Source organism: Nocardioides marinquilinus, assembly GCF_039543705.1.
Lineage (GTDB): Bacteria > Actinomycetota > Actinomycetes > Propionibacteriales > Nocardioidaceae > Nocardioides > Nocardioides marinquilinus.
On record NZ_BAABKG010000005.1, the window covers coordinates 273,086 to 298,753 of the forward strand.

The following is a 25,668-nucleotide window of genomic DNA, read 5'->3' on the forward strand; positions in this document are numbered from 1 at the left end:
ACCCACCTACGCGAGCGTGACCGCGACGCTGGCGCTCGTCGTCGCACTCGGCACCGGCGGGGCGTACGCCGCCGGGCTCGGCCCGAACGCGGTCAAGGCGTCCAACATCGCCAGCAACGCCGTGCAGGCGCGCCACATCGCGAACGGCGCGGTGAGACCCGGCGACCTGGCCGACGGGGCGGTCGGCGCGCGAGCGATCGGCGACGGCTCCGTCGGGGCCGCCGAGCTGGGCGCCGACGCCGTCGGAGCGAGCGAGGTGGCCGACGGCGCCGTCGACGGCGCCCGCATCGAGGACGGGTCGATCACGGGCGCGGACGTCGCCCCCGACTCGATCAGCTCGGCCCGGATGACCGTGGGCGTGAAGAACCTGCTGTTCAACGGCGGCGTCCTCGCCGTCGACCGCACCTACGCCGACTTCACCGTCGGCAGCGGCAGCTGGCCCGCCGGGGCGCCGTCGTCGGGCGCGCAGGTCGAGGCGACCTGGACGCAGCCGGCCGAGACCCTCGACGTCGTCGTGGCCCTCGCCCGGGTGGAGTACCCCGCCGCGTGCTCGGCGACCGCGGCGACGCCCCGGGGCTTCGACGTGAAGATCACCGACGGCAGCGACCGCGTGATCTCGGCCAGCAGCCCGCAGCGCACGGACGGCGTCAGCTACAACGGCCACGGGTTCTGGGACCAGCAGACCGCGCTGCCCGGCGTGTCGTTCCGCGCGCCCAACGGGCTCGACCTCGCCACCGACCCGGAGGCGTTCATCGACTACGTGCACCTGCCGATCGAGATGGCCGAGCTCGTCACCGGCTCCTCGGGCGCCGAGCGCACCGTGCGGATGTTCTTCAAGCGCAGCTCGTCGACCTGCTCCCCGGAGATCACCGACGCCCGCGTGCTGGTCTATCGCTACGCCTGAACCGGCAGCTGCGCGAGCAGCCGGTCGCGCAGCGCGGCCGGCGGCTCGATGGCGCGGCCGGCGTCGACGTCGAAGAACACCAGGGCGACGCGAGCGCGGGCGGCGACGCCGTCCCCCTCGTGGTCGGCGATCTCGCTGACCACGGTCATGGAGCGGCTGCCGACGCGGGTCACCTGCGTCCACACGTCGTAGGGCTCGGCGCGCAGCACGATCGGGCGCACGTAGTCGACGTCGGTCTGCGCGGTGACGATGTGGGGCCGCTCGACCCCGACCTCGGCGACGACCTCGTCGAGCATCCGGATGCGCGACTCCTGCAGGTAGTCGAAGTAGACGACGTTGTTGACGTGGCGGTAGAGGTCGACGTCGGAGAACCGCACCGGCAGTGGGAAGCGGTGCGCCCGCGTACGGTCGACGCGCGGGATGCGGGGTGCGGGGTCGTCGGCCGGCTCGTCGGTGAAGCGGGCCAGCACCTCGCGCTCGGCGTCGCTGACGCGGCGCGGACGCCCGACCGCGAGGTCGACGGGGGCCAGCACCGTGCTGGCGCGCACGTAGACGCGCCGCTGGGCGGGCGCGCTCGGGTCGAGGTCGTCGCCGACCTCGTCGTAGATCTCGTAGGCGACGGTGAAGCTGGCCGCACGCACGTGCGTCACCCAGCACTCGATCGCGACGGGCTCGGTGCGCAGCAGCAGCGGCGCCAGGTAGGTGACCTCGTTGCGCACCACCACGATCGCCTCGGCGAGGTGGTCGCGGCCGGGCATCATGGTGCGCAGCAGGTCGGCGCGCGCCTCCTGCAGGTAGTCGGCGTAGACCACGTTGTTCACGTGGCCGAGCAGGTCGAGGTCGGCCCACCGCATGGGGCACCGGTACAGGTGTCGCACGCGAGGATCCTGTCAGCACCCGCCGGCCGGGCGGGCTAGCGTCCGCGGGTGCCCGACGCCGCCTTCGCCCACCCCCGCCTCGCGCCGCTCTACGACCCTCTCGAGGACGGCCGCGACGACCTCGACGCCTACGAGCGCCTCGCCACCGAGCTCGGGGCGCGCCGCGTGCTCGACGTCGGCTGCGGCACCGGGGTGCTGGCGCTGCGGCTGGCCGCCGCGGGCCTGGACGTCGTGGGCGCCGACCCCGCGGCCGCCTCGCTCGACGTCGCGCGCGCCAAGCCGGGCGCCGAGGGCGTCGAGTGGCTGTGCGTCGGCGCGGCCGACGTGCCGGCGCTCGGGGCCGACCTGGCCGTGATGACCGGCAACGTGGCGCAGGTCTTCGTCACCGACGAGGAGTGGCGGGCGGCGCTGCGGGCGGTGCGCGACGCGCTGCGGCCCGGCGGTCACCTCGTCTTCGAGACCCGCCGGCCCGAGGCCCGCGACTGGGAGCGCTGGGACGACGACCGCGAGCACGTGCACGAGGTGCCGGGCGAGGGGCGGGTCGGCACGCGGCGCCGGCTCACGGACGTCTCGCCGCCGCTGGTCACCTTCGAGGTCGAGGTGACCTTCCACGACGACCCGCCCGGTGTGCCGGAGCGCACGCTGGTGAGCACCTCGACGCTGCGGTTCCGCACGCTCGACGAGCTCGGGGCCGACCTCGTCGCGTGCGGGCTGGTGCTGCGCGAGGTGCGTGAGGCCCCCGACCGCCCCGGGCTCGAGCACGTCGTCCTCGCCACGCGGGCGTGACGACGGCCGGTCCGGCGGGAGGGCCGGGCGGTCAGTGGTGGGTGGCGAGCCGACCGGTGTGGGCACGCACCGCGCCGCGGGTGGCCGGGGTGGCGGGGGTGGTGATCGGACGCCGGCTGGTGGCGACGACCAGCTCGCGCACCGCGGCGGCGCCGACGACGAGGCCGGCGAGGGCCAGCACGGCGAAGCCGACGATCCAGGGGGTCAGGTGGGGCAGCAGCTCGAAGCTCATGTCGATCTCCTTCGTTGGGATCTTCTACTGATGTAGAATCTACAACTGTAGAAGAGCCGGACGCAAGCCGCGTTACTGTGCTGTCCACCACGCTCTCCACCACGCGACCCGCCAGCCGAGAGGTGCCATGTCGTCCACCACCGCCGCCGGTCCCGACCGCCGCAGCGAGCCGAGCCCCCGCATGCGCGCGATCCTCGACGCCGCACTGTCGGTGGTCGCCACGCACGGGCTGCGGGGGCTGACCCACCGCGCGGTCGACCGCGCGGCCGGCCTGCCCGAGGGCAGCACGTCGGCGTACCTGCGCACCCGGCGCGCGCTGCAGATCGGCCTGGCCGGGCACGTCGCCGATCGGCTCGGCACCGACGTCGACCGCGTGCTCACCGAGATCGGCTGCCTCGACGACGGCGACCCCGCCGCCGTGCAGGCGCTGGTGCGGCTGTTCACCGGGTGGGTCGAGGACCGCGACCTGCTCGTGGCCAAGGTCGAGCTGACGATGGAGGCCGCACGCGACCCCGAGCTGGCCGAGCCGATCCGCCACGACCGCGAGCGCGTCGTGGGCCTGGTGGCGGCGGTCGTCGACGACCACCACCACGACCGCCCCACCGAGCGGGCCCAGACGCTCGTCGCCGCCTTCGACGGCGTCCTGCTGGCCGCACTGCTGCGCGAGGGGGCCGAGCGCACCGCCTTCCTCAACGACGCCCTCTCGCTGCTGATGCCGGTCACGGGCGCCCCCGGGCCCGACCCGACCCGTCGGTAGCCTGCGAGAAGGACCCACCCCGAGCACGACCCGCCGATCGGAGACCTCCATGCCCGAAGCCGTCATCGTCGCCGCCACGCGCTCCCCCATCGGGCGCGCCAACAAGGGCTCGCTCAAGGACCTGCGGCCCGACGACCTGACGGCCACCATCGTGCAGGCCGCGCTCGACAAGGTTCCCGAGCTCGACCCGACGACCATCGAGGACCACTACCTCGGCTGCGGGCTGCCGGGCGGCGAGTCGGGCAACAACCTCGCCCGCGTCGTCAACGTGCTGCTCGGCCTCGACACCGTGCCCGGCGCCACCATCACCCGCTACTGCTCGTCCTCGGTGCAGACCACCCGCATGGCCTTCCACGCCATCAAGGCCGGCGAGGGCGACGTGTTCCTCTCGGCCGGGGTCGAGACCGTCTCGCGGTTCGCGAAGGGCACCTCCGACCACTGGCCCGACACCCACAACCACCGCTTCGACGACGCCAAGGCGCGCACCGACGAGCAGGCCCAGGGCGGCCAGGACTGGCACGACCCCCGCGAGGACGGCGTCCTGCCCGACGTCTACATCGCCATGGGCCAGACCGCCGAGAACCTCGCCCGGCTGCGCGGTCTCGACCGCCGCGAGCTCGACGAGTTCGGCGTCCGCTCGCAGAACCTCGCCGAGAAGGCCCTCGAGAACGGCTTCTGGCAGCGCGAGATCACCCCGGTCACCACGCCCGACGGCACCGTCGTCAGCGCGGACGACGGCCCCCGCGCCGGCGTCACCTACGACGCCGTCTCGCAGCTGCAGCCGGTCTTCCGCCCCGACGGCGTCGTCACCGCCGGCAACTGCTGCGCCCTCAACGACGGCGCCGCCGCCGTGATCGTCATGTCCGACACCCGGGCCGCCGAGCTGGGCATCACCCCGCTCGCCCGCATCGTCGCCACCGGCGTCAGCGGCCTGTCCCCCGAGATCATGGGCCTCGGGCCCGTCGAGGCCACCCGCAACGCCCTCGCCCACGCCGGCATGAGCATCGGCGACATCGACCTCGTCGAGATCAACGAGGCCTTCGCCGCCCAGGTCGTGCCCAGCTACCAGGACCTCGGCATCGACCTCGACCGGCTCAACGTCAACGGCGGCGCCATCGCCGTCGGCCACCCCTTCGGCATGACCGGCGCCCGACTGCAGAACACGATGCTCAACAGCCTCGACTTCCACGACAAGACGACCGGTCTCATCACCATGTGCGTCGGCGGCGGTCAGGGCATGGCGCTGATCCTCGAGCGCATCTGAGTCCCCGGCTGCGGGACCTCGGCCCGACGACCGACCTCAGGGTCCGCGGCCGGGTCTGACGATGGTCGAGGGGCGAGGAGCCCTGGCGACGAGCCTCGAGACCACCGGCCCTCCGTGCCGACGGGACCACACGGACCCTGAGCCTGTCGAAGGGCCCTAGGTCCGCGCGGACGTTCGCGTGGTCCTCGCGTGGTCTCGTCACGCCCGTCGCGGGTTCGTCCCTCGCGCCGCTGCTCGCTCGAGCTCAACCCGCTGGCGCCCACGCCGACCGCTCGTTGCTCGCGGCCCGGCTGCGCCTAGCGCATCTCCATGTCGGGGTGGGCGGCGATGAGGTGGTCGGCGACGGCGTTCATCACCCGGCCGAGCGCCGCGTAGTCGGCGGGGTCGACCAGGTCGACGAGGTGGTCGCGCACGCCGTTGACGTGGGTGGGGGCGACGTTCTCGAGCAGCAGCCGACCGCGGTCGGTCATGACCGCGACGACGCCGCGGCCGTCCTCGACCGAGTGCTCGCGCTTGACGAGCCCGGCGTCCTCCATCCGCTTGATGGTGTGGGTGACCCGGCTGCGGCTGTGCGCGAGGGAGTCGGCCAGCTGCGCCATCCGCATCTGGCCCTCGCGCTCGGAGAGCCGCACCAGGATCTCGAACTCGACCAGCGAGACGCCGTGGTGGCGGCGCAGGTCGTCGTCGAGCCGGTCGAAGAGCAGCGTGGAGCCCAGCACGAGGGCGCGCCAGGCCGTCTGCTGCTCGGCGTCGAGCCACCTCGGCTCGGGCCGGACGGGGAACTGACGGCTGGGCACCGATCGAGTCTAGGGGCCCTCGGCCCGTCCTCCCGGGGTGCGGCGGTCGGTCGCGGGTCGGTCGCGGGTCAGTCGCGGGTCAGGCGCCGGTGCGTGACACGGTGCGGCCGGGCCGCCTCGATGCCGAGACGCTCGATCTTGTTCTCCTCGTAGGCCGCGAAGTTGCCCTCGAACCAGAACCACTTGGCCGGGTCCTCGGCGTCGCCCTCCCAGGCCAGGATGTGGGTCGCGACGCGGTCGAGGAACCACCGGTCGTGCGAGGTGACCACCGCGCAGCCGGGGAAGTCGAGCAGCGCGTCCTCGAGCGAGCTCAGGGTCTCGACGTCGAGGTCGTTGGTCGGCTCGTCGAGCAGCAGCAGGTTGCCGCCCATCTTCAGCGTCAGCGCCAGGTTGAGGCGGTTGCGCTCGCCACCGGACAGGACGCCGGCCTTCTTCTGCTGGTCGGGGCCCTTGAACCCGAACGATGCCACGTAGGCCCGCGAGTTCATCTCGAAGTTGGCGACCTTGATGAAGTCGAGGCCGTCGGAGACGACCTCCCAGACGTTCTTGTTGGGGTCGATGCCGCCGCGGCTCTGGTCGACGTAGGAGAGCTTGACCGTCTGGCCGACCGTCAGCGACCCCTTGTCGGGCTCCTCGGCGCCGGTGATCATCCGGAACAGCGTGGTCTTGCCGACGCCGTTGGGGCCGATGACGCCGACGATGCCCGCCCGCGGCAGGGTGAAGTCGAGGTCGTGGATCAGGGTGCGGCCGTCGAAGCCCTTGCCGAGGTGCTCGGCCTCGAGGACGACGTCACCGAGGCGCGGACCCGCCGGGATGTTGATCTCGGAGGTGTCGATCTTGCGGGCGCGGTCGGCCTCGGCCGCGAGCTCCTCGTAGCGCTGCAGGCGCGCGCGGCTCTTGGTCTGGCGCGCCTTGGCGTTCGAGCGGACCCACTCCAGCTCCTTCTCGAGCATCTTGGCGCGCTTGGCGTCCTTCGCGCCCTCGATCTTCAGACGCTCCTTCTTGGTCTCGAGGTAGGTGGAGTAGTTGCCCTCGTAGGGGTGCGTCTTGCCCCGGTCGAGCTCGAGGATCCACTGCGCGACGTTGTCGAGGAAGTAGCGGTCGTGGGTGATGGCGAGCACGGCACCCGGGTAGGAGGCCAGGTGCCCCTCGAGCCACTGCACCGACTCGGCGTCGAGGTGGTTGGTGGGCTCGTCGAGCAGCAGCAGCGACGGCTGCTGCAGCAGCAGCTTGCACAGCGCCACGCGACGTCGCTCGCCACCGGAGAGGTGGTCGACGATCGAGTCGGACGGCGGGCAGCGCAGCGCGTCCATCGCCTGCTCGAGCCGGCTGTCGATGTCCCACGCGTTGGCGTTGTCGAGCTCGGTCTGCAGGTCGCCGGTCTCGGCCATGAGGGCGTCCTGGTCGGCGTCGGGGTCGCCCATCTCCATGTAGGCGTCCTCGAGGCGCTTCATCTTCGCCTTCAGGTCGCCGACGGCCTCCTCGACGTTCTCGAGCACCGTCTTGCCCTCGGTGAGCGGCGGCTCCTGCTGCAGCATGCCGACGGTCGCCTCGGGGTCGAGGATCGCGTCGCCGTTGTTGGCGTGGTCGAGCCCGGCCATGATGCGCAGCAGCGACGACTTGCCGGTGCCGTTGGGGCCGACGACGCCGATCTTGGCGCCGTGCAGGAAGGAGAGGGTGACGTTGTCGAGGACGACCTTGTCACCGTGGGCCTTGCGCACGTTGCGCAGCGTGAAGACATAGTCCGCCATGGTCAGCGAGCCTAGTCAGCCACGGGCCGCCGCCCCACATCGCCGACCGGCCGGCTCACCCGCTCACGCCGCCTGCTCCTGCCCCGACGACGCCGCCGTCGTCGCCTGCACCGCCTCCCCCGCCTCCCCCGCCTCCGCCGCGGCCGGCTGCTCGCCCGCCGGCTGACGCCGCTCGCGGGTGAAGGTGCTCGTGCCGCGGGCGAGGTCGTGGCCGACCGCCACGGCGTCGACGGCGAGGTCGACCACCTCGACGCCCGCCTTGTCGACGTAGGGACGCACGTCGACGCGCCCGTGCACCACCACCGGGTCGCCCCGGTGCAGCGACGCGGCGCAGTGCTCGGCGAGCGCCCGCCACACGTTGACCGTGTACCACTGGGTGGCGGCGTCGGCCCACTCCCCCGAGCGCCGTGAGTAGCGGCGCGGCGTGCACGCCACCCGGAAGCTGGCCGCCACCGTGTCACCCACCGTGCGCAGCCGGACGTCGCCGCCCACGTTGCCCTGCAGCGTCACCGTCGTCTCGTTGAACATCTGGTCCTCCTCGGCTGGTGCCCGCCGGACGACGGGCAGGTGCCCAGCCAAGGCGACGGTCCCGACAGTCCGGCCGAGAGTCGGGCGAGCCTGTGGAGAACCGCGACGCGAGCCCCGCCTGTGGACGGTCAGGGGACATTCCGCGTGCGGCGAGCGGCCCCCGGGGCGGGCGCAGCCGGGTCAGCGCAGCGTGGCGGCGAGGTGGGTGCGGACGGCGGCGTGCGAGGCCAGCTCGGCGCGGACCGGCTCGACCAGCACCTCCTCCGAGGCCCGGTGGACGGCGTCGCGCAGCCGCTCGTCGGCGGCCTCGGCGCGCGCCCGCGCGGCGCGGTCGGCCGCACCCCGGCACGCCACGGCGACCACCACGCCCAGCACCACACCCCCGACCAGCAGCACCAGCGGGAGCGCGAGCCCGACGACCTGCGGCGTGTCGCCGAGCCCGCCGCTGACCGCCGCGACGACGGTCCAGACGAGGCCGGCCACCGCGGCCAGGAGCAGCAGCCACTGCAGCAGCCGCACCGCGCCGGCCCACGCGGGCAGCCGGCCGGAGCCGACGTCGACGCGCGGCAGGTCGGCGTCGAGGCGCTCGGCCAGCTCGCCCGAGCGCGCGGTGGCGACCCGGCGCACCGAGGCCGCCCACGCCGGGCCGAGCCCGGCACCGACGTCGTCGGCGAGCGTGCGTGCCTCGGTCTCGACCCGCTCCCGCTGCACCGGCGTCACGCCGGTGGTCGGGCCCCGACCGGACGCCGACCGGCCCGACAGCGCGGCCCCGGCGTCGCCGAGGTCGAGCCCGAGCCGGTCGAGGGGGTCCTGGCGCCGCGACAGCAGGCCGAGCACCGGCCAGGTCGTGGCGCGGCGGGCGCGGGCGCGGGCGGTGCGCTCGACGGCCTCGACCACCACCGGCACGCCGGCGGCGTCGGCGAGCGCGCCGTCGAGGTCGCGCACGCGGTGGGCCGACAGCTCGCGGGTCTTGCCGCGCCCGACGGCCTCGTCGATCGCGCCGGCCGCCGAGCGCAGGTCGCTCTCGATGCGCTCGCGGGTCAGCCGCTTGGCCGCGACCCGGCCCGCGATCTCGCTGCGCAGGTCGTCGATGCCGAGGCCCTCGCGGGCGCTGACGGCGTAGAGCGGCACCTCGTGCAGGCCGTCGAGGTCGAGCAGCCGGCGCACGTCGTCGACCATCGAGGCCCGGCGGTCCTCGGGCACGGTGTCGATGTGGTTGAGCACCACGACCATGACGCCGGCGTGCGTCTTCAGCGGCGCGAGGTAGCGGTCGTGGATGGCGGCGTCGGCGTACTTCTGCGGGTCGAGCACCCACACCAGCAGGTCGGCGAGCACCACGAGCCGGTCGACCTCGAGGTGGTGGGAGACCTCGGTGGAGTCGTGGTCGGGCAGGTCGAGCAGGACGACGCCGTCCAGCTCGCGGTCGGCCTGCTGCGTGCTGAGGTCGAGCAGCGAGTCGCGCATGGTCTGGTGGCGCGGCGGGATGCCCAGCCACTCCAGCAGCTCCTCCGCGCCGGTGCTGCCCCAGACGCACGCGGTGGCCCACGACGTGGTGGGGCGCCGCACGCCGGTCGAGGACAGGTCGAGACCGGTGAGGGCGTTGAAGGTGGAGGACTTGCCCGAGCCGGTGGCGCCGGCCACGGCGACGACGGTGTGCTCGGCCGAGAGCCGCAGCCGGCCCGCGGCGCGGGCGGCGACGGTGTCGGCGTGGTCGAGGACGGCGTCGTCGACCCGCCCCCGTGCGGCTGACGAGGCGGCCTCGAGGCCCTCGATGCGCGCACCGAGGTCGGTGCCGCGCGTGACCAGCTGTCGGGCGCCTTCGAGCAGGGACGTCACGTGGTCGGGTCTCCGGGGACGGTGGTCGGGGCGGGGCCTGCGGCTCGCTCCGCGGCCCGCGCGGCCTGGAAGCGCAGGTCGTCGACGCGTCGCGCCGCCGTCCGCAGGCTCTCGGCCGCGTCGGCCGGCCAGGTCAGGCCACCGACGAGGGAAAGATAGCGGCCGCGCTCGTCGTCGAGGACCGCGGCCGTGCGGGCGGCCAGCGAGGTGCGCGAGCGCGCGACCATCGCCGCGACCGTGGCCTCGCCGAAGACGGCGTCGAGCAGACGGCGTCCGAGGTCGACCGACTCGCGCTGCTCGCCCGCGGCCCGCTCGGCCAGGACGACGACCATCAGGGCCACCGTGAGCCCCTGCACGCCGTAGGCCAGGAAGTTCGCCGAGGTGCGCACGTGCGCGCCCTCGGCGCGCACGAGGTCGGCCACCTCGGTCTGCCATGCGCGGACCGTGCGCTCGGCGCGCCGGTGCACGTCGCGCGAGGCGCGACCGAGCTCGGCACCCCCGGGCCGGGCCAGGACGTCGTCGCCGGCCTCGGTGTCGTGCCAGGCGGCCACGACCGCCTCGGCGGCCCGCTCGGCCCGCTCGCGCAGCAGCGCCTCGAGCGCCGCCTCGACGGCCACGGTGACCCGCTCGGCCTGCTGCGGCTTGCCGCGGATGGTGTTGACGAGCCGCTCGCGCAGCCCGCCGACGCGGGTGTCGAGCGAGCGCAGCAGCTCGCCGCTGCCCACGAACTCGCGCCAGCGGGCCAGCACCTCGCCGCGCACCAGCGTGCCGTCGGCGCACGCGTCGTCGACGCCGCTGCGGGCCTCGTCGTAGCAGCGGCCGACCGCCTCACGCAGCCCGGCGACCACCGCGGTCTGCTCGGCGGCCGCGTCGGCCACCGGGTGCACGCGCCGGGTGATGGTGCGCACCGCGCCGTCGAGCGTCTGCCGCACCACGGCGGTGCGGGCGTCGACGTCGGCGGCGAGCGACTCGAGCCAGCCGCGGACGTCGGCGACGTGGTGGGCGGCCAGCAGGCCCTCCTCGTCGACCTTGCCCTCGGTGACCACGAACAGCGGGGAGTCCTTCAGACCGCGGCTGGCGAGCATGCGCGCGAGGTGGGTCGAGACGGTCTGGATGGCCTCGTCGGGGGTGCGGTCGAGCACGATCGCGACGGCGGCCGACCGCTCGGCGGCCTGGCGCAGGTAGCTCCACGGCACCTGGTCGGAGTAGCGCGCGGCGGAGGTGACGAACAGCCACAGGTCGGCGGCGGCGAGCAGCTGGCCGGCCAGCACGCGGTTGCGCTCCTCGACCGAGTCGACGTCGGGCGCGTCGAGCACGGCGAGCCCGGCCGGGACGGCGGTCGTGGGCACCAGCTGCAGCGAGTCGGGGTCGTCGGTGGCGTGGGCGACGCGCGTGAGCTCGGGCAGCAGGCGGTCCTGGCCGAACCAGTGGGCGTCGTCCGGGTGGTGCACGAGCACCGGCGAGCGGGTGGTGGGCCGCAGCACGCCGGAGGTGGTGACCCGGTGGCCGACCAGCGAGTTGACCAGCGTCGACTTGCCCGCGCCGGTGGAGCCGCCGACCACCGCCAGCAGCGGGGCCTCGAGCGCGGTGAGCCGCGGGATGAGGTAGTCCTCGAGCTGGTCGATGACCTCGGCGCGCTCGGAGCGCAGGTCGGGGCGCCCGGGCAGGGCGAGCGGCAGCTCGGCGTCGACCAGGGCCTGCCGCAGCCGCACCAGCGCGGTGACCATCTGGCGGTCGGCCGGGGTGCTCGTCGTCATCGGGTCGGGACCACCTGTCCGGGGAAGGCGATGCGCGGACGCACCTCGCGGATGCGTTCGACGTGCCGGGCGCCGCGCTCGCGCCAGTCGGGCGGCGCGGTGCCGCGCAGCAGCCGGTGGTGCAGGAAGCCGAGCTCGACCATGGCCTGCTGGTAGTCGCCCATCGCGGTGGCCGCATCGTCGCCGCCGGTGCGCTGGGCGTGGGCCCGCGCCTCGCGCCGGGCGCGCAGGTCGACCACCCAGCCGATGTCGGTGGCCGGCAGCAGGCCGCGGGCGGCCGCGTCGTGCAGCGCGACGCCGAGCATGCGGGCCTCGTGCCGGCGCGCCCACAGCGCCAGCGCGCCGAGCCCGACCAGCGCGGGGACCATCAGGACGACGTAGACCCCCGCGAAGCCGGCCGCGCCGAAGACGGTGGAGGCGTTCCAGACCGCGTGGGCCAGCACCGCGACCGTGAACCCTCCGAGCGGCGCCAGCACCCGCACCGAGCGACGGCGCGAGCCCACCGCGATGCCGATGCCGATGCCGGTGAAGGTGGTGAACAGCGGGTGGGCGAACGGGCTGATGACGCAGCGGACGACGAACGTGGCGGTGACGCCGGCGATGCCGCCGGGGCCGACGCCGTCGGTGCCGTCGTAGGCCGCGGCGAGGTAGAGGATGTTCTCGGTGAAGGCGAAGCCGATGCCGACCATGCCGGCGTAGACGATGCCGTCGAGGATGCCGTCGAGCTCGCCACGGCGCCACCACAGCAGGAACAGCAGGAACAGCCCCTTGGCGGCCTCCTCGGTCACCGGGGCCACGACCGCGAGCGAGACGTGGTCGGTGACGGGGCCGAACAGGCCGCCTACGCCGCCCACCAGGATCGAGATGGCGGTGGCCGCGCACGCGCCCCACAGCAGGCCGTTGACCAGCAGCGAGCGCGGCTCGGGCTCGTAGCGGTCGAGCCACAGGTAGCAGGCCACGAGCGGGACGACGGGCAGCGCGGCCAGCAGCGCGGCCAGGAAGGTCACGGCCGGCGCGCCGGAGAGCGCGAGCAGACCCAGCATCACCAGGGCGCCCGCAGCCACCGTCACGGTCACGACGACCGTGAACGTGGCACTGTCGAGACGCCGGGCGGACACGGCGCCTAGCCTATCGGGAGAGGGTCCTGCACCCGTGCGCCGTCGTATGGTCGAAGCGTGAGCCAGGATCACCCCGACACGACCGCCGCCACGCTGCACACCGAGTCCCACGACCCCGCGGTGCCCGAGGCCTACTCCGCGTTCATGCGGCAGGGCTGGGACGACGTCGACGCCGACGTCCCGCCGCACCCGGTCGCCGAGCTGGCCGCGCGCCGCCGCGCCCGGCTGGCCTCGATCTTCCCCGGCGAGCGTCTGGTGCTGCCCGGCGGCGGCTTCAAGGTGCGCTCCTACGACACCGACTACCGCTTCCGGGTCGACACCGCCCACGTCTACTTCAGCGGCAACCAGACCAGCGACGCCGTCCTGGTCGTCGACGACGGCGAGGCCGTGCTCTACGCCCGCCCGCGCTCGGGACGCGACACCGACGAGTTCTTCCGCGACCGCGCCTACGGCCAGCTGTGGGTGGGCAAGCGTCCCTCGCTGGGCGAGCTGTCGGCGTCCCTCGGCCTGCCGGTGCGCCACATCGACCGGCTGCCCGACGCGCTGTCGGGCAACGCGCACAAGACCCGCGTGCACCGCGGCGTCTCGCTCGAGGTCGACCGGCAGGTGCCCCTCGACCAGGCCCGCGACGGCGAGCTGGCCCGCGTGATCTCCGAGATGCGACTGATCAAGGACGACTGGGAGGTCGACCAGCTGGAGCAGGCCTGCGACGTCACCGCGCTCGGCTTCACCGACGCCGTGGCCGAGTGGCCGCGGGTGCTCGAGTTCGGCGAGCGCTGGATCGAGGGCACCTTCTTCCGCCGCGCCCGCGCGATGGGCAACGACATCGGCTACGACTCCATCGTGGGCGGCGGCGGCCACGCCACCACGCTGCACTGGATCGACAACGACGGCCCCATCACGCCCGGCACGATGGTGCTGCTCGACATGGGCGTCGAGGGGCGCAACCTCTACACCGCCGACGTCACGCGCACGCTGCCGGTCGACGGCACCTTCACCCCGCTGCAGCGCGAGCTCTACGAGCTGGTGCTCGCCGCGCAGGACGCCGGCATCGCCGCCGTCCGCCCGGGGCAGCCGTTCTCGGGCACGCACGAGGCCGCGATGACCGTGCTCGCGCACGGGCTGGAGGACCTCAAGCTGCTGCCCGTCTCGGCCGAGGAGGCGCTCGACCCGGAGTCGAAGGTCTACTCGCGCTGGACGCTGCACGGCACCAGCCACATGCTCGGCCTCGACGTGCACGACTGCGGCCAGGCCTCGCCCGAGGCCTACAAGAACGCCACCCTCGAGACCGGCATGGTGCTCACGGTCGAGCCCGGGCTCTACTTCCAGGACGACGACCTGCTGGTGCCCGAAGAGCTGCGCGGCATCGGCATCCGCATCGAGGACGACATCCTGGTGACGCCCGAGGGGCACCGCAACCTGTCGGCCTCGCTGCCCCGCACCACGGGCGACGTCGAGGCCTGGATGGCGCAGCACCGGCCGTGACGCCCCCGGCGGCGCCGGCGGTCGACGAGCCGGTGCTCGGCGACCTCGCCGACGGCGACCCGGCCGAGCTGACCCGCGACGCCGACCTCTACGCCGTGCGGTACGCCGGGCACGAGCGGCCGGACGACGACGTCGAGCTGGCCTCGGCCCGGCTCGACACCGTCGCCGTCGAGGCGTTGCGGGCCGAGACCCTCGACCTGCGCGGGGCGCGGCTGGGCGACGTCGTCCTCGGCCGGCTCGACGTCACCACGCTGCGCGCCGCCCGGGGCCGCTGGCGCGGCGTGCGGGTCTCGGGCCGGCTCGGGGTGCTGGAGGCCTACGAGAGCGAGCTGCAGTCGGTGCGGCTGGTCGGCTGCCGGCTCGGCTACGTCAACCTGCGCAGCGCCGAGCTCACCGACGTCGTCCTGACCGACTGCGTCGTCGACGAGCTCGACCTCGGCTCGGCCGTGCTGCGCCGGGTGGCGCTGGAGCGCACCCGCGTCGCCGGGCTCGACGTGCAGCACGCCGAGCTGCACGACGTCGACCTGCGCGGGGCCGAGCTGTCGACCGTCGCCGGCCTCGAGGGACTGCGCGGCGCGACGGTCTCCGAGCAGCAGCTCACCCTGCTCGCACCGCTGCTGGCCGCGGCGATCGGGCTGCACGTCGTCCCGGCCGAGCCGTGACGGCCCGGCCGGCGCCGTTCCCAGTCGGCTCCCAGGCGGGCCGACTACCCTCCGCGGCGTGACCATCCCGCTGCCCCGGCCCCGCCGCCGCACCGTGCCCAGCCCGTCCCGCCCGTCCCGCCCGTCCCGCCCGAGCCGCCTCGTCGCCGCGCCCGCCGCGCTGCTGCTGCTGCTCGCGCTCACCGCCTGCGGCGGGGACGACGAGGGCGACGACCCCGAGGGCGACGCCACCAGCGCGGCCGCCTCGAGCGAGCCCGCCGCCACCGACTCCGCCTCCACCGAAGCCCGCACCGACGAGCCGACGGACGGGCCGAGCGAGCCCACCGACGAGCCCAGCGAGCCCGGGGTGGGGCCGAGCGAGGGCGACCTGGTCCCGGCGCTGCTGACCTCCGGCGACCTCCCGTCGGGCTTCCGCGAGATCGAGCCGGACGACGACGACTCGAGCGACAACCCGTTCGAGGGCACCTGCTTCGCCGACGTCCAGCAGTTCGACGAGGCGCTCGGCAGCGAGCCGGTCGTCGAGGTCGAGAGCGAGTTCGAGCAGGACGCCGGCAGCAGCCAGACCACCGTCACCTCGAAGGTCGCGATCTACGAGGACCCCGCGGCGGTCGCGACCAAGCTGCCCGAGTACCTGCAGACCATCGCCGCCTGCGACAGCGTGAAGACCTCGACCCCCGACGGCTTCGACTTCGACCTCAAGGTCGCCACCGACGACGCCCTCACGGTTCCGGGCGCCGAGGAGCAGGCCCGCGTCGAGCTGACCGGCACGATCTCGGGCCAGGGCCAGACCTTCCCGATCGCGCTCACCCTCGTCGCCGCCATCATCGACGGCTCGCTGTCGGTCAGCGGCACCTCGGTGCTCGGCGCGCCCGACACGCCGGTCGACGTCGACAGCCTCGCCACCCTGCAGGGCTCGCGGGTGCAGCAGGTGCTCGGCTGAGCCGGCCGGGCAGCCGCGCGGCCGGAGGGCCGGGCGGCGGCCCGCGGCTGGCAGACTTGCGCGCTGACGCACGGCCCCCGTGGCGCAACGGATAGCGCAGCGGCCTTCTAATCCGCGGGTTGCAGGTTCGAGTCCTGCCGGGGGCGCCCCGGACGCCGTCCCGTCGACCGGCCGGCTCGGCTCAGCGGAAGACGACGGTGCGGTCGTGGTTGAGCAGCACCCGCGACTCGGCGTGCCAGCGCACGGCACGCGAGAGCACCTGCGCCTCGACGTCGCGGCCGGCGGTGACGAGGCGGTCCTGGGTGAAGCCGTGGTCGACGCGGGTGACGTCCTGCTCGATGATCGGGCCCTCGTCGAGGTCGGCGGTCACGTAGTGCGCGGTGGCGCCGACGAGCTTCACGCCGCGGTCGAAGGCCTGGTGGTAGGGCTTGGCGCCCTTGAAGCTCGGCAGGAACGAGTGGTGGATGTTGATCACGCGGCCCGTCAGGGCCCGGCACAGGTCGTCGGAGAGCACCTGCATGTAGCGGGCGAGGACGACGAGGTCGACGCCGCGCTCCTCGACCAGCCGCAGCAGCGCCGCCTCGGCCTCGGGCTTGGTCTGCGGCGTCACCGGCAGGTGCACGAAGTCGTGGCCGTAGGAGGCGACCAGCGGCTCGGCGTCGCGGTGGTTCGAGACGACCGCGGCGACGTCGACCGGCAGGGCGCCGGTGCTGGTGCGGAACAGCAGGTCGTTGAGGCAGTGCAGGTGGGTCGAGACCATCAGCACGGTGCGGACCGGCACGGCGGCGTCACGCAGCTCGACGTCCATGCCGAACTCCTCGGCGACCGCGACGAACTGCGAGCGCAGCGCCTCGGCCGTCGTGTCGCCGAGCACCAGGAAGTCGATGCGCATGAAGAACCGGCCGCTGAGCCGGTCGCCGAACTGCTGGCTCTCGACGATGTCGCCGCCGCGCTCGGCGAGGAAGCCCGAGACGGCGTGGACGATGCCGGGGCGGTCGGGGCACGACAGGGTGAGCACGTAGCGGCCGGTGGGCCCGGTCGGCCCGGTCGGCGGGGTCTGCGGGGTCTGCGGGGTCGGCTGGTGCGGCTGGGTCATCGGGGGCTCCGCGTGGTCGGGACGGCGGGGCGGGGCCTCGGGTGGCGCGACATGTGACTCCTCGAGACCGCAGCGGTCTCGTCATCCGGATCTGGCGTCCGCATCATGGGCGCGGGCCGGGGGCGGGTCAAAACCCGGGTCAGCCGTGGCCGCTGCAGCACGCGCAGCCGCCGCGGCACCCGCCGGCCCCGCCGGCCCCGCCGGCCCCGCCGGCCCCGCCGGTCTCACCGTGGGCCGGGACGCCGGCCGCCACCGGGCCGCAGCAGCCCTCGCCCCGCCAGGCCTGCAGGCCCTCGCGCACCGCGACCGCGGCGATGACCAGTCCGGCGAGCGGGTCGGCCCACGACCAGCCGAGTGTCGCGTTGAGCAGCAGACCGCCGAGCAGCACGGCCGAGAGGTAGGTGCACAGCAGCGTCTGGGTGCCGTCGGCGACGACGGCGTTCGAGCCCAGGGCGCGTCCGGTGCGGCGCTGGGCCCAGCTGAGGAACGGCATGACCACGAGCGAGACCGCGGCGAGGACGATGCCGACCGTCGAGGCGTCGGGCTCGGAGCCGCCGACGAGGGCGCGCACCGACTCGACGCCCACGAACGCGGCGAGCGCGAAGAAGCCGAGGGCCATCAGCCGCAGCGCGGTGCGCTCGCGGGTCTCGGGCAGGGCGTGGGAGAGCTGCCAGAGCACGACCAGGCCGCTCGAGACCTCCACGACCGAGTCGAGGCCGAAGCCGACGAGGGCGATCGACCCGGCGACCAGGCCGGCCGTGACCGCCACCACCGCCTCGACCAGGTTGTAGCCGACCGAGGTGGCGGCGAGCAGCCGCGCCCGTCGGCGCAGGCGCGCGACGTCCGGGGGGACGACGACGTCGGTGGTCACGAGGCGAGGCCCGACTCGGGGCACAGCACGACGTCGGCGCCCGTGGCGGCCAGCAGCGCCTCGGCCGTGGCCAGCAGCTGCAGGGTCGGCCCGGGGTGGGCGAGCGCGTAGAGCGAGGCGCGGCCCTGCGGCCGCACGGTCACCAGCCCGCACCCGGCGAGGCAGGCGAGGTGGCGCGAGACGGTGGACTGCGCGAGGCCGAGGTGTGCGGTGAGGTCGACGACGCGCTGCTCGCCGGCCTCGCTGAGGTGGCGCAGCACCGCGAGACGGCTCGGGTCTGCCAGGCCGCGGAACAGGCACGCCGCCTCGGTGAGATCGGCCTGCACCGCTGTCATCGTCATACGGCGATGCTAGCGGCTCCCTCCTCTCGGGTGGTCCGCTCAGCCGGAGGGAGGATCACAGTGAGGGCGACTCGGGGCATCCACACCTGACCAAGGAGCAGATCATGGGTTACGGATTCGGCGGATTCCTCATCGTGGTCGGCCTCGTGCTGGCCCTGGCCGTGCAGGACAGCGTCGACGCGGTCGACCTGACGATGGTCGGTTGGATCATGGCCGGCGTCGGCGTGGTCGTCATCGGCCTGGCCATCGCCACCAACTTCGACCGCGGCCGCGCGCGCACCACGACCACCACCACGCACAGCGACGGCACGCAGTCGGTCCGCGACACGCGCACCGACGTCGGCTGACGCACCCACAGCACCACCCGCAACGGCGGACGACGCGCGGCGAGCCTGCGCGTCGTCCGCCGTTGCGTTCGGTAGGAAGGGACCGGCCCCGCGTTGTATGAGAGCGCGGGGCCTTCGACGTCCCCGGGTGCCGACCGGCGCGGGGCCTAGCCCGCGGCGTAGGCGGTGATCTCGTCGTGGAGACGGCGCTTGACGTCGTCCGGGGCGAAGGACGACGCGACGGCGGCCTGGGCGAGGTGCGCGAGGCCGAGCTCGTCGAGGTCGAGCAGCTCGGCGGCCACCTCGTACTCGCGGTTGAGCGAGGTGTCGAACATCGGCGGGTCGTCGGAGTTGATGGTGATCACGACGCCGGCCTCGACGAAGCGCGGCAGGGGGTGCTCCTCGAGCGAGGCGACCGCGCGGGTGGCGATGTTGGAGGTCGGGCACACCTCGAGCGGGATGGCCCGCTCGGCGAGGTGGGCGAGCAGCGCCGGGTCGTGGACCGACGACGTGCCGTGGCCGATGCGCTCGGCGCCGAGCAGGCGCAGGGCGTCCCAGACCGTGTCGGGACCGGTGGTCTCGCCGGCGTGCGGCACCGAGTGCAGCCCGGCCGCCCGCGCCTGCTCGAAGTGCGGCACGAACCACTCGCGCGGCACGCCCTGCTCGGGTCCGCCGAGGCCGAAGCCGACGAGCGCCTCGGGGCCGTGGTCGAGGGCGTAGCGCAGCGTCGCGTCGGCGGCGGGCACGCCCGACTCGCCGGGGATGTCGTAGATCCAGCGCAGGACGACGCCGAGGTCGCGCTCGGCCGCGACCCGCGCGTCCTCGATGGCCTCGGTGTAGCCCTCGATCGCGATGCCCTGCTGGGTGGAGGTGAACGGCGTGCAGGTCAGCTCGGCGTAGCGCACGTTCTGGGCAGCCAGGTCGCGCGCGACCTCGTAGGTCAGCAGCCGCACGTCCTCCGGGGTGCGGATCAGGCCGACGACGGCGAGGTAGACCTCGATGAAGTGCGCGAAGTCGCGGAACTCGTAGAAGGCCCGCAGCGCCTCCGGCTCCGACGGGACGGTGCCGGGATGGCGCTCGGCCAGCTCGCCGACGATGCGCATCGACGCCGAGCCCACGTGGTGCACGTGCAGCTCGGCCTTGGGCAGGCCGGCGACGAAGTCGGCGACGGGGCTGGTCGGACCGGTGGGCCCGCCGGGCGGGGTGGTGCGCTCGCTCACCCGCCGGACGTTATTGCCCGATGGCCCCGAGGAGGGCATCGGCGGTCGGGTTGGCCAGCGCCTCGCCGTCGACGATGACGGTGGGGGTCGACTGCACGCGGGCCTCCTGGGCCTCGTCGGTCGCGCCCTGGGCGTAGTCGCTCACGCCGGCCTCGATGCCGGGGCGGACGGCGGCCTCGTCGGCGCCGGCCTGCACGGCCAGGTCGACCAGCGCGTCGGCGTCCGGGAACGAGGAGGCCGTCTCCTCGGGCTGGTTCTCGAACAGCAGGTCGTGGAAACGCTTGGCCACCTCGTCGCCGGCCTCGTCACGGACGACGCCGAACGCGCTCACCGCGCGCGGGGAGTAGTCGTCGAACTGCTCGGCGTCGAGCAGCACGAACGGGCGGTAGTCGACGAAGACCTCGCCGTCGTCGGCCAGCTGCTGCAGCCGCTCACGGGTCTGACCCTCGAGCTGGCCGCAGAACGGGCAGAGGAAGTCCTCGTAGATGACGACCTTGTGGGGCGCGTCCTCCGAGCCGATGGTGACGCCGTAGCCGCTCTGGCCGGCCGCGGCGACGCCGTCGGTGTCGGGGCCGCCGCGCTGGCTCACGAGGTAGAAGACGCCCACCAGGAGCAGCAGGACGACGACCGCCACCGCCCCGACCTGCACGTTGCGGCGACGCTCGCGCGCCTTCTCCTGGGCGCGCAGCTCGGCCAGCCTCTCCGCCCGCTCCTCGGCCTTCGCCTGCGCCCTCGCCTTGCTCGCCATCGTGTGCTCAGACCCCTTCCAGGTCGTGGACGTGCTCGTCGTCGCGCTCGGGGTGGCGACGGAAGATCAGGGAGTCGAGGGCCAGCCGCCCGGCACCGGCCCACACCACGAAGGCGGAGGCGAGCAGCAGCCCGGCGTCGCGGGCGATCTCCCACGGGTACTTCGAGGCGGCGTCGGGGTCGTAGCCCCCGCCGCCGAAGCAGCCGCAGTCGATCTCGAGCCCCCGCGCCCAGGCGGAGGCGATGCCGATGATGAAGGCCACGAACAGCAGCGCCGAGATGAACGCGGCGCCGCGGGTCATCACGCCGACGACCAGCGCGAGACCGACGACGACCTCCACCGGGGGCAGGGCGTAGCCGATCGGCTCGACGAGGGCGCGGGGCAGCAGGTCGTAGGCCGCGACGGCCTGCACGCTGCCGAGCGGATCGGTGAGCTTGGCCAGGCCCGCCCACAGCCACACGCCACCCACGACGAGACGCGCGAGGAGGGCCGCCCACTGCTTCACGGTGCGTCACGGTAGCCCGTCGGGCTGAGTCGTCGCTGAGAGCGACGCGGACCGGGGGCGGGACGCGCGCGGGCTGGGACCGTAGGGTGGTCGGTCGTGAACGAGCGCCTGGTGTGGATCGACTGCGAGATGACGGGGCTCGACCTCGGTTCCGATGCCCTGGTCGAGGTGGCCGCCCTCGTCACCGACTTCGACCTGCAGGTGCTCGGCGACGGTGTCGACGTCATCATCCGCCCGCCCGACGAGGCGCTGGAGCAGATGGTCGACGTCGTCCGCACGATGCACACCAGCTCGGGCCTTCTCGACGAGCTGGCGGGCGGCGTGACGCTCGAGGAGGCGCAGCGCCAGGTGGTCGACTACGTGCGCGAGCACTGCCCGACCGACGGGCGGCCGCCCCTGGCCGGCAACACCGTGGCGACCGACCGTGCGTTCCTGGCCCGTGACATGCCCGAGCTCGACACGCTGCTGCACTACCGCATCGTCGACGTCTCCTCGATCAAGGAGCTGGCCCGCCGCTGGTTCCCCCGCGCCTACTACGCCGCGCCGGCCAAGCGGGGCAACCACCGGGCGCTGGCCGACATCCAGGAGAGCATCGAGGAGCTGCGCTACTACCGCGACACCGTCTTCGTGCCCTCCCCCGGCCCCGACACCGACACCTCCCGCGAGGCCGCGGCCCGCCACGGCGGGTCGCTCACGGGCCTGACCGGTCACGCCGGCTGACCCACCGACGGCGTCGTGCACGACGGTCGGCGGATTCGATTCGGGCCCGCCGACCCGATCCGTCTACACTGCTCCTCGGTCCGGTCACCGGGCCCTTGGTGGGTATAGCTCAGCTGGTAGAGCGCCGCGTTGTGGTCGCGGATGTCGCGGGTTCAAGTCCCGTTACTCACCCCATGAGACACTGTCCCTGACCTGCGGAAACGCAGACCGGGGGCAGTTGTCGTTTTCGACGTCAACACCCCGTCAACAGAACTGAGCGACACCCGAGCGGGAGTGACCAGTGGCGAGCGTGCGCGAACGGCGGTCCAACGGGGGCAAGACGGTGCGCTACGCCGTGCTCTTCCGGGTCGGCAGCAAGCAGCAGTCGAAGACCTTCGACGCCGCGCCGGGCCGCCATCCGGACAAGCACGCCCAGGCGTTCAAGGCCCTCGTTGAGCAGTTCGGTGGCACGAAGGCGCTCGCGCTGCTTGAGGCAGACGCCGCCAGCAGCATCACCCTCGACGAGCTCGCCGAGCAGTTCCTGGCCTGGAAGGCCGGCGACGTCACGCCCCGCACGCTGACCGACTACCGGCGCGACTACGAGCGCTGGATCAAGCCGCGGCTCGGCACCCGGCCGTGCGCGAGCATCGACGAGATCGACGTGCAGCGCTTCGTCGACGACATCGCGCGTGAGCTCGAGCCGAAGTCGGTGGCCGACCGCCACATGCTCCTGCACTCGATGTTCAAGTTCGGCGTGGCCAAGACCCGCCGGCTCGTCGACTACAACCCGTGCACCGAGACCAGCCTGCCGAAGCGGAAGAAGCGGACCGCCAAGGGCGCGACGCTGGCCGAGTACCTCGCGCTGCAGGAGGCGGCTCGCCGGGTCGAGCCGGACGCCGCCGACCTGATGCTGTTCATCGCCGCCACCGGGTGGCGCTGGTCGGAGGCCGCAGCGCTCGCGGTACGCGACGTCGCCGACGACGAGGTCATGCGCGCCTCGGTGACCCGGGTCTTCCGCCGCGACGGCAGCTACGCCCTGGTCATCGCCGAGGGCGAGGCCAAGTCCCAGGCCGGGCTCCGGTCCAACAAGGTGCCGCCCACGGCCGCCGCGGTCGTGCGGCGGCGCATCGTCGGCAAGGGGCCCGACGACCTGGTCTTCACCAATTCCGTCGGACGTCAGTGGTACCAGCAGAACTTCCTCTCGCGGACCTGGCGGCGCATCGAGGCCGAGACCGGGCTCGACCGGCACCTGACCCCGCACGCGCTTCGCCACCTGCACGTCGCGCTGCTCGACCGGGCCGGTGCGACACCGGCGCAGATGCAGCGCCGCGTCGGCCACTCCGACATCGGGACCACGTTGAACGTCTACGGCGGCATGATCGAGGACATCCCGGACGCCGTCCTCGACAGCCTCGACGCGCTGCTCGATCCGGCCGCGGCTGGCGCCGTCGTCTCAGGCGCGGTCGTGGTGCAGCAGCCGGCCGCGTCGTTGCCACCATCGGCGCCACGCCTCGACCAGCTGGACGGTCACGCCGAGCTCGAGGGCTAGCGCGCGCGGGTCCGGCCCGACGACGCGTTCGGCCTGGGCGTACTCCCACGGCTCGACGAGCAGCGAGGCGGCGTACTCCCACGCGCGCCGCTCGACGGCCGGCGTCGAGTAGTCGTCACCGAACGCGGCGTGGCCGACCTCGTGCGCCAGCGTGCACGCCGCTTCGACGAGGGTCAGCCGCGGGCTGATGACCACCTGGCCGTCGCGCCACCGGCACTCGCCGCGCCGGCGCGGTCCGAGGTCCAGCCAGACGACGTCGAGCTGCAGGTCGGCGCTGTGGCTCGCGGCGATGTCGAACCGGTCGCGGGTCACTCCCCCGTCATGGCCTCGTGGCTCTCCGCTTCTCCGGCGACCGGCCCCTCCCCATCGGGAGCCGCTGTCACGACGACCGTTCTACGGGACGGGTCCGACACTCAGGTGTCGTGCCGCTGCTCCTGGGCGTCCTCGATGTCGTGGTCAGCGTCATCAGCGGCGACCTCAAGGCGGTGTGCGGCACCGCGCCCCAGCTCGGCCTCGAGCAAATCGAGCCGCTCCTCGACCTCCGTCAGACGCTCAGCGAGACGTTCGACGTAACCCTCGAAACCCTCGAGGTGGACCACGCGGTTGAGGTCGGAGGGGCTCACCACCCCGAGCGCCTCGGACAGGGCGGACCCCGCCGAAGCTGGTTGCGGCTCCCGCTGCCAGCGCCAGAGCGCACGCGCCGAACCCTGCTTCCAATTCGCGGCGACGTCGATGCGCTTGAGCACGTCGCCCCGCGGCTCTTCCATCGTCATCTCGCCCTTGGCGACCTTCCGGTACTTCGCCATCGTCGTGTTGCTCGGCCCGCCGGCCCTGCCCACCTCGTCGTCGGTCGCACGTCCGGCGGCCTCGAACGCGGCGAGGACGGTGCGCACAAACGCTTGGGGGTCGGAAGACATGGCGGCAACCTCGCACGATTCTTCGGAAAACATCGGGGCCGTTCGGCAAACAACATGCCGGGGATTTGCCGCTTAGTCGAGTCACAGCCATGTGGTTCCGCAGGTCAGAGAAGTTTTCCGCGTTTCTGGGTTGAAGTTGGGGCTTGTTTGCCGTTGACTTGCCGCTATGCCCGAGTACCCCAAGCCGCGGCCGTCGAAGACCCCGCCGCACGTCTCGCTCCGAGGGCTACGCAAGGCCACCGGCATGACGCTGGAGCAGGTCTGCGAGGCCGCATCGGACGCGCTCGGACTGCCCGAGGGGAAGCGAGTGCAGCGCGGCACCCTCTCGCTGATCGAGAGCGGCCAGCGCGGCGCCTCGCAGCAGATGCTCGACGCGCTGGCGATCGCCTACGGCATGGACCCCGGCGACATCGTCACCGACTTCGTCCCGCGTGAGTGGGCGAACAGCGCGTGACCGGCGACCTCATCACCGAGGCCGAGCTGGCCGAGGTCCTCAAGATCACTGAGTCACGGGCCGCCGCGCTCCGGCGCGAGAACGGGTGGCGCTTCACCAAGCTCGGCCGCGCCATCCGCTACACGCCGGCCCAGGTCGAGGCGATCATCACCGGCCACGAGGCCGGCGGCGCGGACGCCACCGCCACTCCCCTGATCCCCGGCCAGAGCCGCCTCAGCGCGGCGAGGTCGCAGCCCGGCGCCTCGCCAGCGTCTACCGGGTCCGCCAATCGGGCCTCGCCCCACTGACCGGGCGGGCCGGTCCGGGCGTTCGGACCCCGCCGGCGCACGGCGCCCCCAGACCCGCGTGAGGTCGCCGGCCCGCCCTTCACACAGCACCGCCAGACATGGCCAGGACCGGCCACCCGCTCGCACAGCAGGGCCGGTCCCGAACGAGAGGAAGCATCGCATGCCCAGCGACCACCTGGACCCCGTCGACGTCGTCGGCCTGGGGCACGTCCTGACCCACGCCCAGCAGATCGGCCTGCCGATCCCGTTCCAGGCGACGCTCGGTCCCGACGTCGCCAGCCTCGGCGGCCCGGCCGTCCGGCTCGACCTGAAGAGCATCGTCGACCTCACCGAGTGGGCGCGCTACCTCGAGAAGTCGATCGAGACCGAGGCGCTGACCCCGAACGTCGACCTGCACAGCGTCGAGGGCGAGGTGCTCGAGCTGCCGGTCCGCCTGATCTGCACCATCGCCTACGACCCCTCGGTGCTCGCCTCCATCCGCTCGGCCTCCACGACCGGGTCGTGGCTGTGAAGCGCCGCGCGGACGACGGCGTCGTCAAGACCTACGCCCACCCGCTCGACTTCAAGCCCCGGCACTGCGCCGGCACCGGCTGCGCGCACGACCACGCCGGCGCGTCGGTCCCGCTGCCCCCGGGCGGCCTGGTGATGGGCGGCATGCTGGCCCGCACCCGGCGCACGGTGGCGCGCGTCGTCACCGGCCGCGACCCCCGGCTCGCCGACCCGCGCACGCCGACGGGGCGCGCGTCGTGAACGGGGCCGAGCACTACGCCGAGGCCGAACGGCTGCTTGCGGACGCGGCCCTGCCGCCGTCGGAGCGATCGTCTGCAGTCCACCAGTTCGGGCGCGCGCAGCTGATCGCCGCGGCCCAGGTTCACGCCACGCTCGCGCTGACGCGCGCCGTCGTCGAGGCTCCCGGAGGGATGCCGTGAGCGCGGGCCAGTGGTGGGCGATGGCGCTGCT

31 protein-coding genes and 2 tRNA genes are annotated in these 25,668 nt (G+C 73.7%); 17 read left to right on the top strand and 16 right to left on the bottom strand.

The genetic code is table 11. The features are described from left to right. The first annotated feature begins 16 nt into the window (after window positions 1–16). Window positions 17–904, top strand: a complete 888-nt coding sequence (locus ABEA04_RS19145; RefSeq protein WP_345462511.1) for a hypothetical protein — start codon at window positions 17–19, stop codon at window positions 902–904. On the opposite strand, the gene ABEA04_RS19150 is transcribed toward ABEA04_RS19145, so the two are convergent. Beyond that, window positions 895–1,782, bottom strand: a complete 888-nt coding sequence (locus ABEA04_RS19150; protein ID WP_345462514.1) for an acyl-CoA thioesterase — start codon at window positions 1,780–1,782, stop codon at window positions 895–897. The two genes, ABEA04_RS19145 and ABEA04_RS19150, sit on opposite strands and share 10 nt — an antisense overlap. A gap of 48 nt (window positions 1,783–1,830) precedes the next feature. Here ABEA04_RS19150 and ABEA04_RS19155 point away from each other — a divergent pair, with 48 nt between their 5' ends. Next, the gene (locus tag ABEA04_RS19155) at window positions 1,831–2,568 is read left to right on the top strand and encodes a class I SAM-dependent DNA methyltransferase (protein ID WP_345462517.1); all 738 of its coding nucleotides are present in this window, start codon (window positions 1,831–1,833) and stop codon (window positions 2,566–2,568) included. Window positions 2,569–2,599: 31 nt separating this feature from the next. On the opposite strand, the gene ABEA04_RS19160 is transcribed toward ABEA04_RS19155, so the two are convergent. Continuing rightward, on the bottom strand, window positions 2,600–2,800 hold the full coding sequence (locus ABEA04_RS19160; RefSeq protein ID WP_345462520.1) for a hypothetical protein: 201 nt from the start codon (window positions 2,798–2,800) through the stop codon (window positions 2,600–2,602). A 127-nt stretch (window positions 2,801–2,927) separates the two neighbouring features. Between ABEA04_RS19160 and ABEA04_RS19165 the strand changes: the two genes are divergently transcribed. Both ABEA04_RS19165 and ABEA04_RS19170 read left to right on the top strand, forming a co-directional pair. Further along, window positions 2,928–3,557: a TetR/AcrR family transcriptional regulator gene (locus tag ABEA04_RS19165; protein WP_345462524.1), complete on the top strand. Its 630-nt coding sequence runs from the start codon at window positions 2,928–2,930 to the stop codon at window positions 3,555–3,557. A gap of 49 nt (window positions 3,558–3,606) precedes the next feature. Continuing rightward, entirely contained in the window at window positions 3,607–4,821 is a 1,215-nt protein-coding gene (locus ABEA04_RS19170; RefSeq protein WP_345462527.1) for an acetyl-CoA C-acetyltransferase, read from the top strand. Between the two features lie 296 nt (window positions 4,822–5,117). On the opposite strand, the gene ABEA04_RS19175 is transcribed toward ABEA04_RS19170, so the two are convergent. From ABEA04_RS19175 to ABEA04_RS19200, 6 genes are all read right to left on the bottom strand, one after another. Beyond that, window positions 5,118–5,618 (bottom strand): MarR family winged helix-turn-helix transcriptional regulator, encoded by a 501-nt coding sequence (locus ABEA04_RS19175; protein WP_345462530.1) that lies wholly within the window; start codon window positions 5,616–5,618, stop codon window positions 5,118–5,120. 68 nt (window positions 5,619–5,686) lie between these two features. Beyond that, window positions 5,687–7,369 carry an energy-dependent translational throttle protein EttA gene (ettA, locus tag ABEA04_RS19180; RefSeq protein WP_345462533.1) on the bottom strand — a complete coding sequence of 561 codons (1,683 nt, stop codon included), beginning with the start codon at window positions 7,367–7,369 and terminating at the stop codon, window positions 5,687–5,689. Between the two features lie 63 nt (window positions 7,370–7,432). Beyond that, window positions 7,433–7,897 (bottom strand): single-stranded DNA-binding protein, encoded by a 465-nt coding sequence (locus tag ABEA04_RS19185; RefSeq protein ID WP_345462536.1) that lies wholly within the window; start codon window positions 7,895–7,897, stop codon window positions 7,433–7,435. Between the two features lie 180 nt (window positions 7,898–8,077). Then, window positions 8,078–9,733, bottom strand: a complete 1,656-nt coding sequence (locus tag ABEA04_RS19190) for a GTPase (protein ID WP_345462539.1) — start codon at window positions 9,731–9,733, stop codon at window positions 8,078–8,080. After that, the gene (locus tag ABEA04_RS19195) at window positions 9,730–11,490 is read right to left on the bottom strand and encodes a dynamin family protein (RefSeq protein WP_345462542.1); all 1,761 of its coding nucleotides are present in this window, start codon (window positions 11,488–11,490) and stop codon (window positions 9,730–9,732) included. Before ABEA04_RS19195 ends, ABEA04_RS19190 begins: the two co-directional genes overlap by 4 nt. Continuing rightward, a complete protein-coding gene (locus ABEA04_RS19200) occupies window positions 11,487–12,608 on the bottom strand; it encodes a PrsW family intramembrane metalloprotease (RefSeq protein WP_345462545.1) in 1,122 nt (373 codons plus the stop codon). The genes ABEA04_RS19195 and ABEA04_RS19200 overlap by 4 nt, the downstream gene beginning before the upstream one ends. A gap of 57 nt (window positions 12,609–12,665) precedes the next feature. On the opposite strand from ABEA04_RS19200, the gene ABEA04_RS19205 reads away from it, so the two are divergent. The 4 genes from ABEA04_RS19205 to ABEA04_RS19220 all read left to right on the top strand — a co-directional run bounded on the left by ABEA04_RS19205 (window position 12,666) and on the right by ABEA04_RS19220 (window position 15,841). Continuing rightward, window positions 12,666–14,093 (top strand): aminopeptidase P family protein, encoded by a 1,428-nt coding sequence (locus tag ABEA04_RS19205; RefSeq protein ID WP_345462548.1) that lies wholly within the window; start codon window positions 12,666–12,668, stop codon window positions 14,091–14,093. Further along, window positions 14,090–14,755: a pentapeptide repeat-containing protein gene (locus ABEA04_RS19210; protein WP_345462551.1), complete on the top strand. Its 666-nt coding sequence runs from the start codon at window positions 14,090–14,092 to the stop codon at window positions 14,753–14,755. The genes ABEA04_RS19205 and ABEA04_RS19210 overlap by 4 nt, the downstream gene beginning before the upstream one ends. 58 nt (window positions 14,756–14,813) lie before the next feature. Continuing rightward, entirely contained in the window at window positions 14,814–15,695 is an 882-nt protein-coding gene (locus tag ABEA04_RS19215) for a hypothetical protein (protein ID WP_345462554.1), read from the top strand. Window positions 15,696–15,768: 73 nt separating this feature from the next. Next, window positions 15,769–15,841: transfer RNA gene (locus ABEA04_RS19220), tRNA-Arg, on the top strand. 35 nt (window positions 15,842–15,876) lie between these two features. Here the strand turns inward: ABEA04_RS19220 and purU are convergent. The 3 genes from purU to ABEA04_RS19235 form a co-directional block, all read right to left on the bottom strand. Further along, the gene (gene purU / locus ABEA04_RS19225) at window positions 15,877–16,791 is read right to left on the bottom strand and encodes a formyltetrahydrofolate deformylase (RefSeq protein WP_345462557.1); all 915 of its coding nucleotides are present in this window, start codon (window positions 16,789–16,791) and stop codon (window positions 15,877–15,879) included. Window positions 16,792–16,930: 139 nt separating this feature from the next. Then, on the bottom strand, window positions 16,931–17,662 hold the full coding sequence (locus ABEA04_RS19230; RefSeq protein ID WP_345462560.1) for a cation diffusion facilitator family transporter: 732 nt from the start codon (window positions 17,660–17,662) through the stop codon (window positions 16,931–16,933). Then, window positions 17,659–18,003, bottom strand: a complete 345-nt coding sequence (locus tag ABEA04_RS19235; protein ID WP_345462563.1) for an ArsR/SmtB family transcription factor — start codon at window positions 18,001–18,003, stop codon at window positions 17,659–17,661. The genes ABEA04_RS19230 and ABEA04_RS19235 overlap by 4 nt, the downstream gene beginning before the upstream one ends. A 104-nt stretch (window positions 18,004–18,107) precedes the next feature. Between ABEA04_RS19235 and ABEA04_RS19240 the strand changes: the two genes are divergently transcribed. Continuing rightward, window positions 18,108–18,350 (top strand): DUF6458 family protein, encoded by a 243-nt coding sequence (locus ABEA04_RS19240; protein ID WP_345462565.1) that lies wholly within the window; start codon window positions 18,108–18,110, stop codon window positions 18,348–18,350. Between the two features lie 146 nt (window positions 18,351–18,496). On the opposite strand, the gene ABEA04_RS19245 is transcribed toward ABEA04_RS19240, so the two are convergent. From ABEA04_RS19245 to ABEA04_RS19255, 3 genes are read right to left on the bottom strand one after another with little or no spacing between them, the layout of a single operon-like run. Then, on the bottom strand, window positions 18,497–19,549 hold the full coding sequence (locus tag ABEA04_RS19245; RefSeq protein ID WP_345462567.1) for an adenosine deaminase: 1,053 nt from the start codon (window positions 19,547–19,549) through the stop codon (window positions 18,497–18,499). Window positions 19,550–19,559: 10 nt separating this feature from the next. After that, window positions 19,560–20,297, bottom strand: a complete 738-nt coding sequence (locus tag ABEA04_RS19250; protein WP_345462569.1) for a DsbA family protein — start codon at window positions 20,295–20,297, stop codon at window positions 19,560–19,562. Window positions 20,298–20,304: 7 nt separating this feature from the next. Continuing rightward, entirely contained in the window at window positions 20,305–20,802 is a 498-nt protein-coding gene (locus tag ABEA04_RS19255) for a MauE/DoxX family redox-associated membrane protein (RefSeq protein ID WP_345462571.1), read from the bottom strand. Between the two features lie 96 nt (window positions 20,803–20,898). On the opposite strand from ABEA04_RS19255, the gene orn reads away from it, so the two are divergent. The 3 genes from orn to ABEA04_RS19270 all read left to right on the top strand — a co-directional run bounded on the left by orn (window position 20,899) and on the right by ABEA04_RS19270 (window position 23,050). Continuing rightward, window positions 20,899–21,522, top strand: coding sequence for an oligoribonuclease (orn, locus tag ABEA04_RS19260; protein WP_345462574.1), 624 nt, complete (start codon window positions 20,899–20,901; stop codon window positions 21,520–21,522). Window positions 21,523–21,620: 98 nt separating this feature from the next. Continuing rightward, window positions 21,621–21,696: transfer RNA gene (locus ABEA04_RS19265), tRNA-His, on the top strand. Window positions 21,697–21,811: 115 nt separating this feature from the next. Beyond that, window positions 21,812–23,050: a tyrosine-type recombinase/integrase gene (locus ABEA04_RS19270; protein WP_345462577.1), complete on the top strand. Its 1,239-nt coding sequence runs from the start codon at window positions 21,812–21,814 to the stop codon at window positions 23,048–23,050. On the opposite strand, the gene ABEA04_RS19275 is transcribed toward ABEA04_RS19270, so the two are convergent. Further along, window positions 22,955–23,362, bottom strand: a complete 408-nt coding sequence (locus ABEA04_RS19275) for an ImmA/IrrE family metallo-endopeptidase (RefSeq protein WP_345462580.1) — start codon at window positions 23,360–23,362, stop codon at window positions 22,955–22,957. The genes ABEA04_RS19270 and ABEA04_RS19275 overlap by 96 nt on opposite strands. 101 nt (window positions 23,363–23,463) lie before the next feature. Then, on the bottom strand, window positions 23,464–23,967 hold the full coding sequence (locus ABEA04_RS19280) for a hypothetical protein (RefSeq protein ID WP_345462582.1): 504 nt from the start codon (window positions 23,965–23,967) through the stop codon (window positions 23,464–23,466). A gap of 166 nt (window positions 23,968–24,133) precedes the next feature. Between ABEA04_RS19280 and ABEA04_RS19285 the strand changes: the two genes are divergently transcribed. The 5 genes from ABEA04_RS19285 to ABEA04_RS19305 all read left to right on the top strand — a co-directional run bounded on the left by ABEA04_RS19285 (window position 24,134) and on the right by ABEA04_RS19305 (window position 25,637). Then, window positions 24,134–24,421: a helix-turn-helix domain-containing protein gene (locus tag ABEA04_RS19285; RefSeq protein WP_345462585.1), complete on the top strand. Its 288-nt coding sequence runs from the start codon at window positions 24,134–24,136 to the stop codon at window positions 24,419–24,421. After that, on the top strand, window positions 24,418–24,708 hold the full coding sequence (locus ABEA04_RS19290; protein WP_345462587.1) for a hypothetical protein: 291 nt from the start codon (window positions 24,418–24,420) through the stop codon (window positions 24,706–24,708). Before ABEA04_RS19285 ends, ABEA04_RS19290 begins: the two co-directional genes overlap by 4 nt. 160 nt (window positions 24,709–24,868) lie before the next feature. Continuing rightward, a complete protein-coding gene (locus ABEA04_RS19295; RefSeq protein WP_345462589.1) occupies window positions 24,869–25,219 on the top strand; it encodes a hypothetical protein in 351 nt (116 codons plus the stop codon). After that, window positions 25,210–25,458: a hypothetical protein gene (locus tag ABEA04_RS19300; protein ID WP_345462591.1), complete on the top strand. Its 249-nt coding sequence runs from the start codon at window positions 25,210–25,212 to the stop codon at window positions 25,456–25,458. The genes ABEA04_RS19295 and ABEA04_RS19300 overlap by 10 nt, the downstream gene beginning before the upstream one ends. Continuing rightward, window positions 25,455–25,637, top strand: a complete 183-nt coding sequence (locus ABEA04_RS19305; RefSeq protein ID WP_345462593.1) for a hypothetical protein — start codon at window positions 25,455–25,457, stop codon at window positions 25,635–25,637. Before ABEA04_RS19300 ends, ABEA04_RS19305 begins: the two co-directional genes overlap by 4 nt. Window positions 25,638–25,668: the final 31 nt, after the last annotated feature.

What these genes read in the sequence shown, in the direction of transcription:
- ABEA04_RS19160 (WP_345462520.1), bottom strand. Translation starts at nt 2,800, where the DNA reads ATGAGCTTCGAGCTGCTGCCCCACCTGACCCCCTGGATCGTCGGCTTC.
- ABEA04_RS19165 (WP_345462524.1), top strand. Translation starts at nt 2,928, where the DNA reads ATGTCGTCCACCACCGCCGCCGGTCCCGACCGCCGCAGCGAGCCGAGC.
- ABEA04_RS19170 (WP_345462527.1), top strand. Translation starts at nt 3,607, where the DNA reads ATGCCCGAAGCCGTCATCGTCGCCGCCACGCGCTCCCCCATCGGGCGC.
- ettA (WP_345462533.1), bottom strand. Translation starts at nt 7,369, where the DNA reads ATGGCGGACTATGTCTTCACGCTGCGCAACGTGCGCAAGGCCCACGGT.
- ABEA04_RS19185 (WP_345462536.1), bottom strand. Translation starts at nt 7,897, where the DNA reads ATGTTCAACGAGACGACGGTGACGCTGCAGGGCAACGTGGGCGGCGAC.
- ABEA04_RS19195 (WP_345462542.1), bottom strand. Translation starts at nt 11,490, where the DNA reads ATGACGACGAGCACCCCGGCCGACCGCCAGATGGTCACCGCGCTGGTG.
- purU (WP_345462557.1), bottom strand. Translation starts at nt 16,791, where the DNA reads ATGACCCAGCCGCACCAGCCGACCCCGCAGACCCCGCAGACCCCGCCG.
- ABEA04_RS19235 (WP_345462563.1), bottom strand. Translation starts at nt 18,003, where the DNA reads ATGACGATGACAGCGGTGCAGGCCGATCTCACCGAGGCGGCGTGCCTG.
- ABEA04_RS19240 (WP_345462565.1), top strand. Translation starts at nt 18,108, where the DNA reads ATGGGTTACGGATTCGGCGGATTCCTCATCGTGGTCGGCCTCGTGCTG.
- ABEA04_RS19250 (WP_345462569.1), bottom strand. Translation starts at nt 20,297, where the DNA reads ATGGCGAGCAAGGCGAGGGCGCAGGCGAAGGCCGAGGAGCGGGCGGAG.
- ABEA04_RS19280 (WP_345462582.1), bottom strand. Translation starts at nt 23,967, where the DNA reads ATGTCTTCCGACCCCCAAGCGTTTGTGCGCACCGTCCTCGCCGCGTTC.
- ABEA04_RS19285 (WP_345462585.1), top strand. Translation starts at nt 24,134, where the DNA reads ATGCCCGAGTACCCCAAGCCGCGGCCGTCGAAGACCCCGCCGCACGTC.
- ABEA04_RS19295 (WP_345462589.1), top strand. Translation starts at nt 24,869, where the DNA reads ATGCCCAGCGACCACCTGGACCCCGTCGACGTCGTCGGCCTGGGGCAC.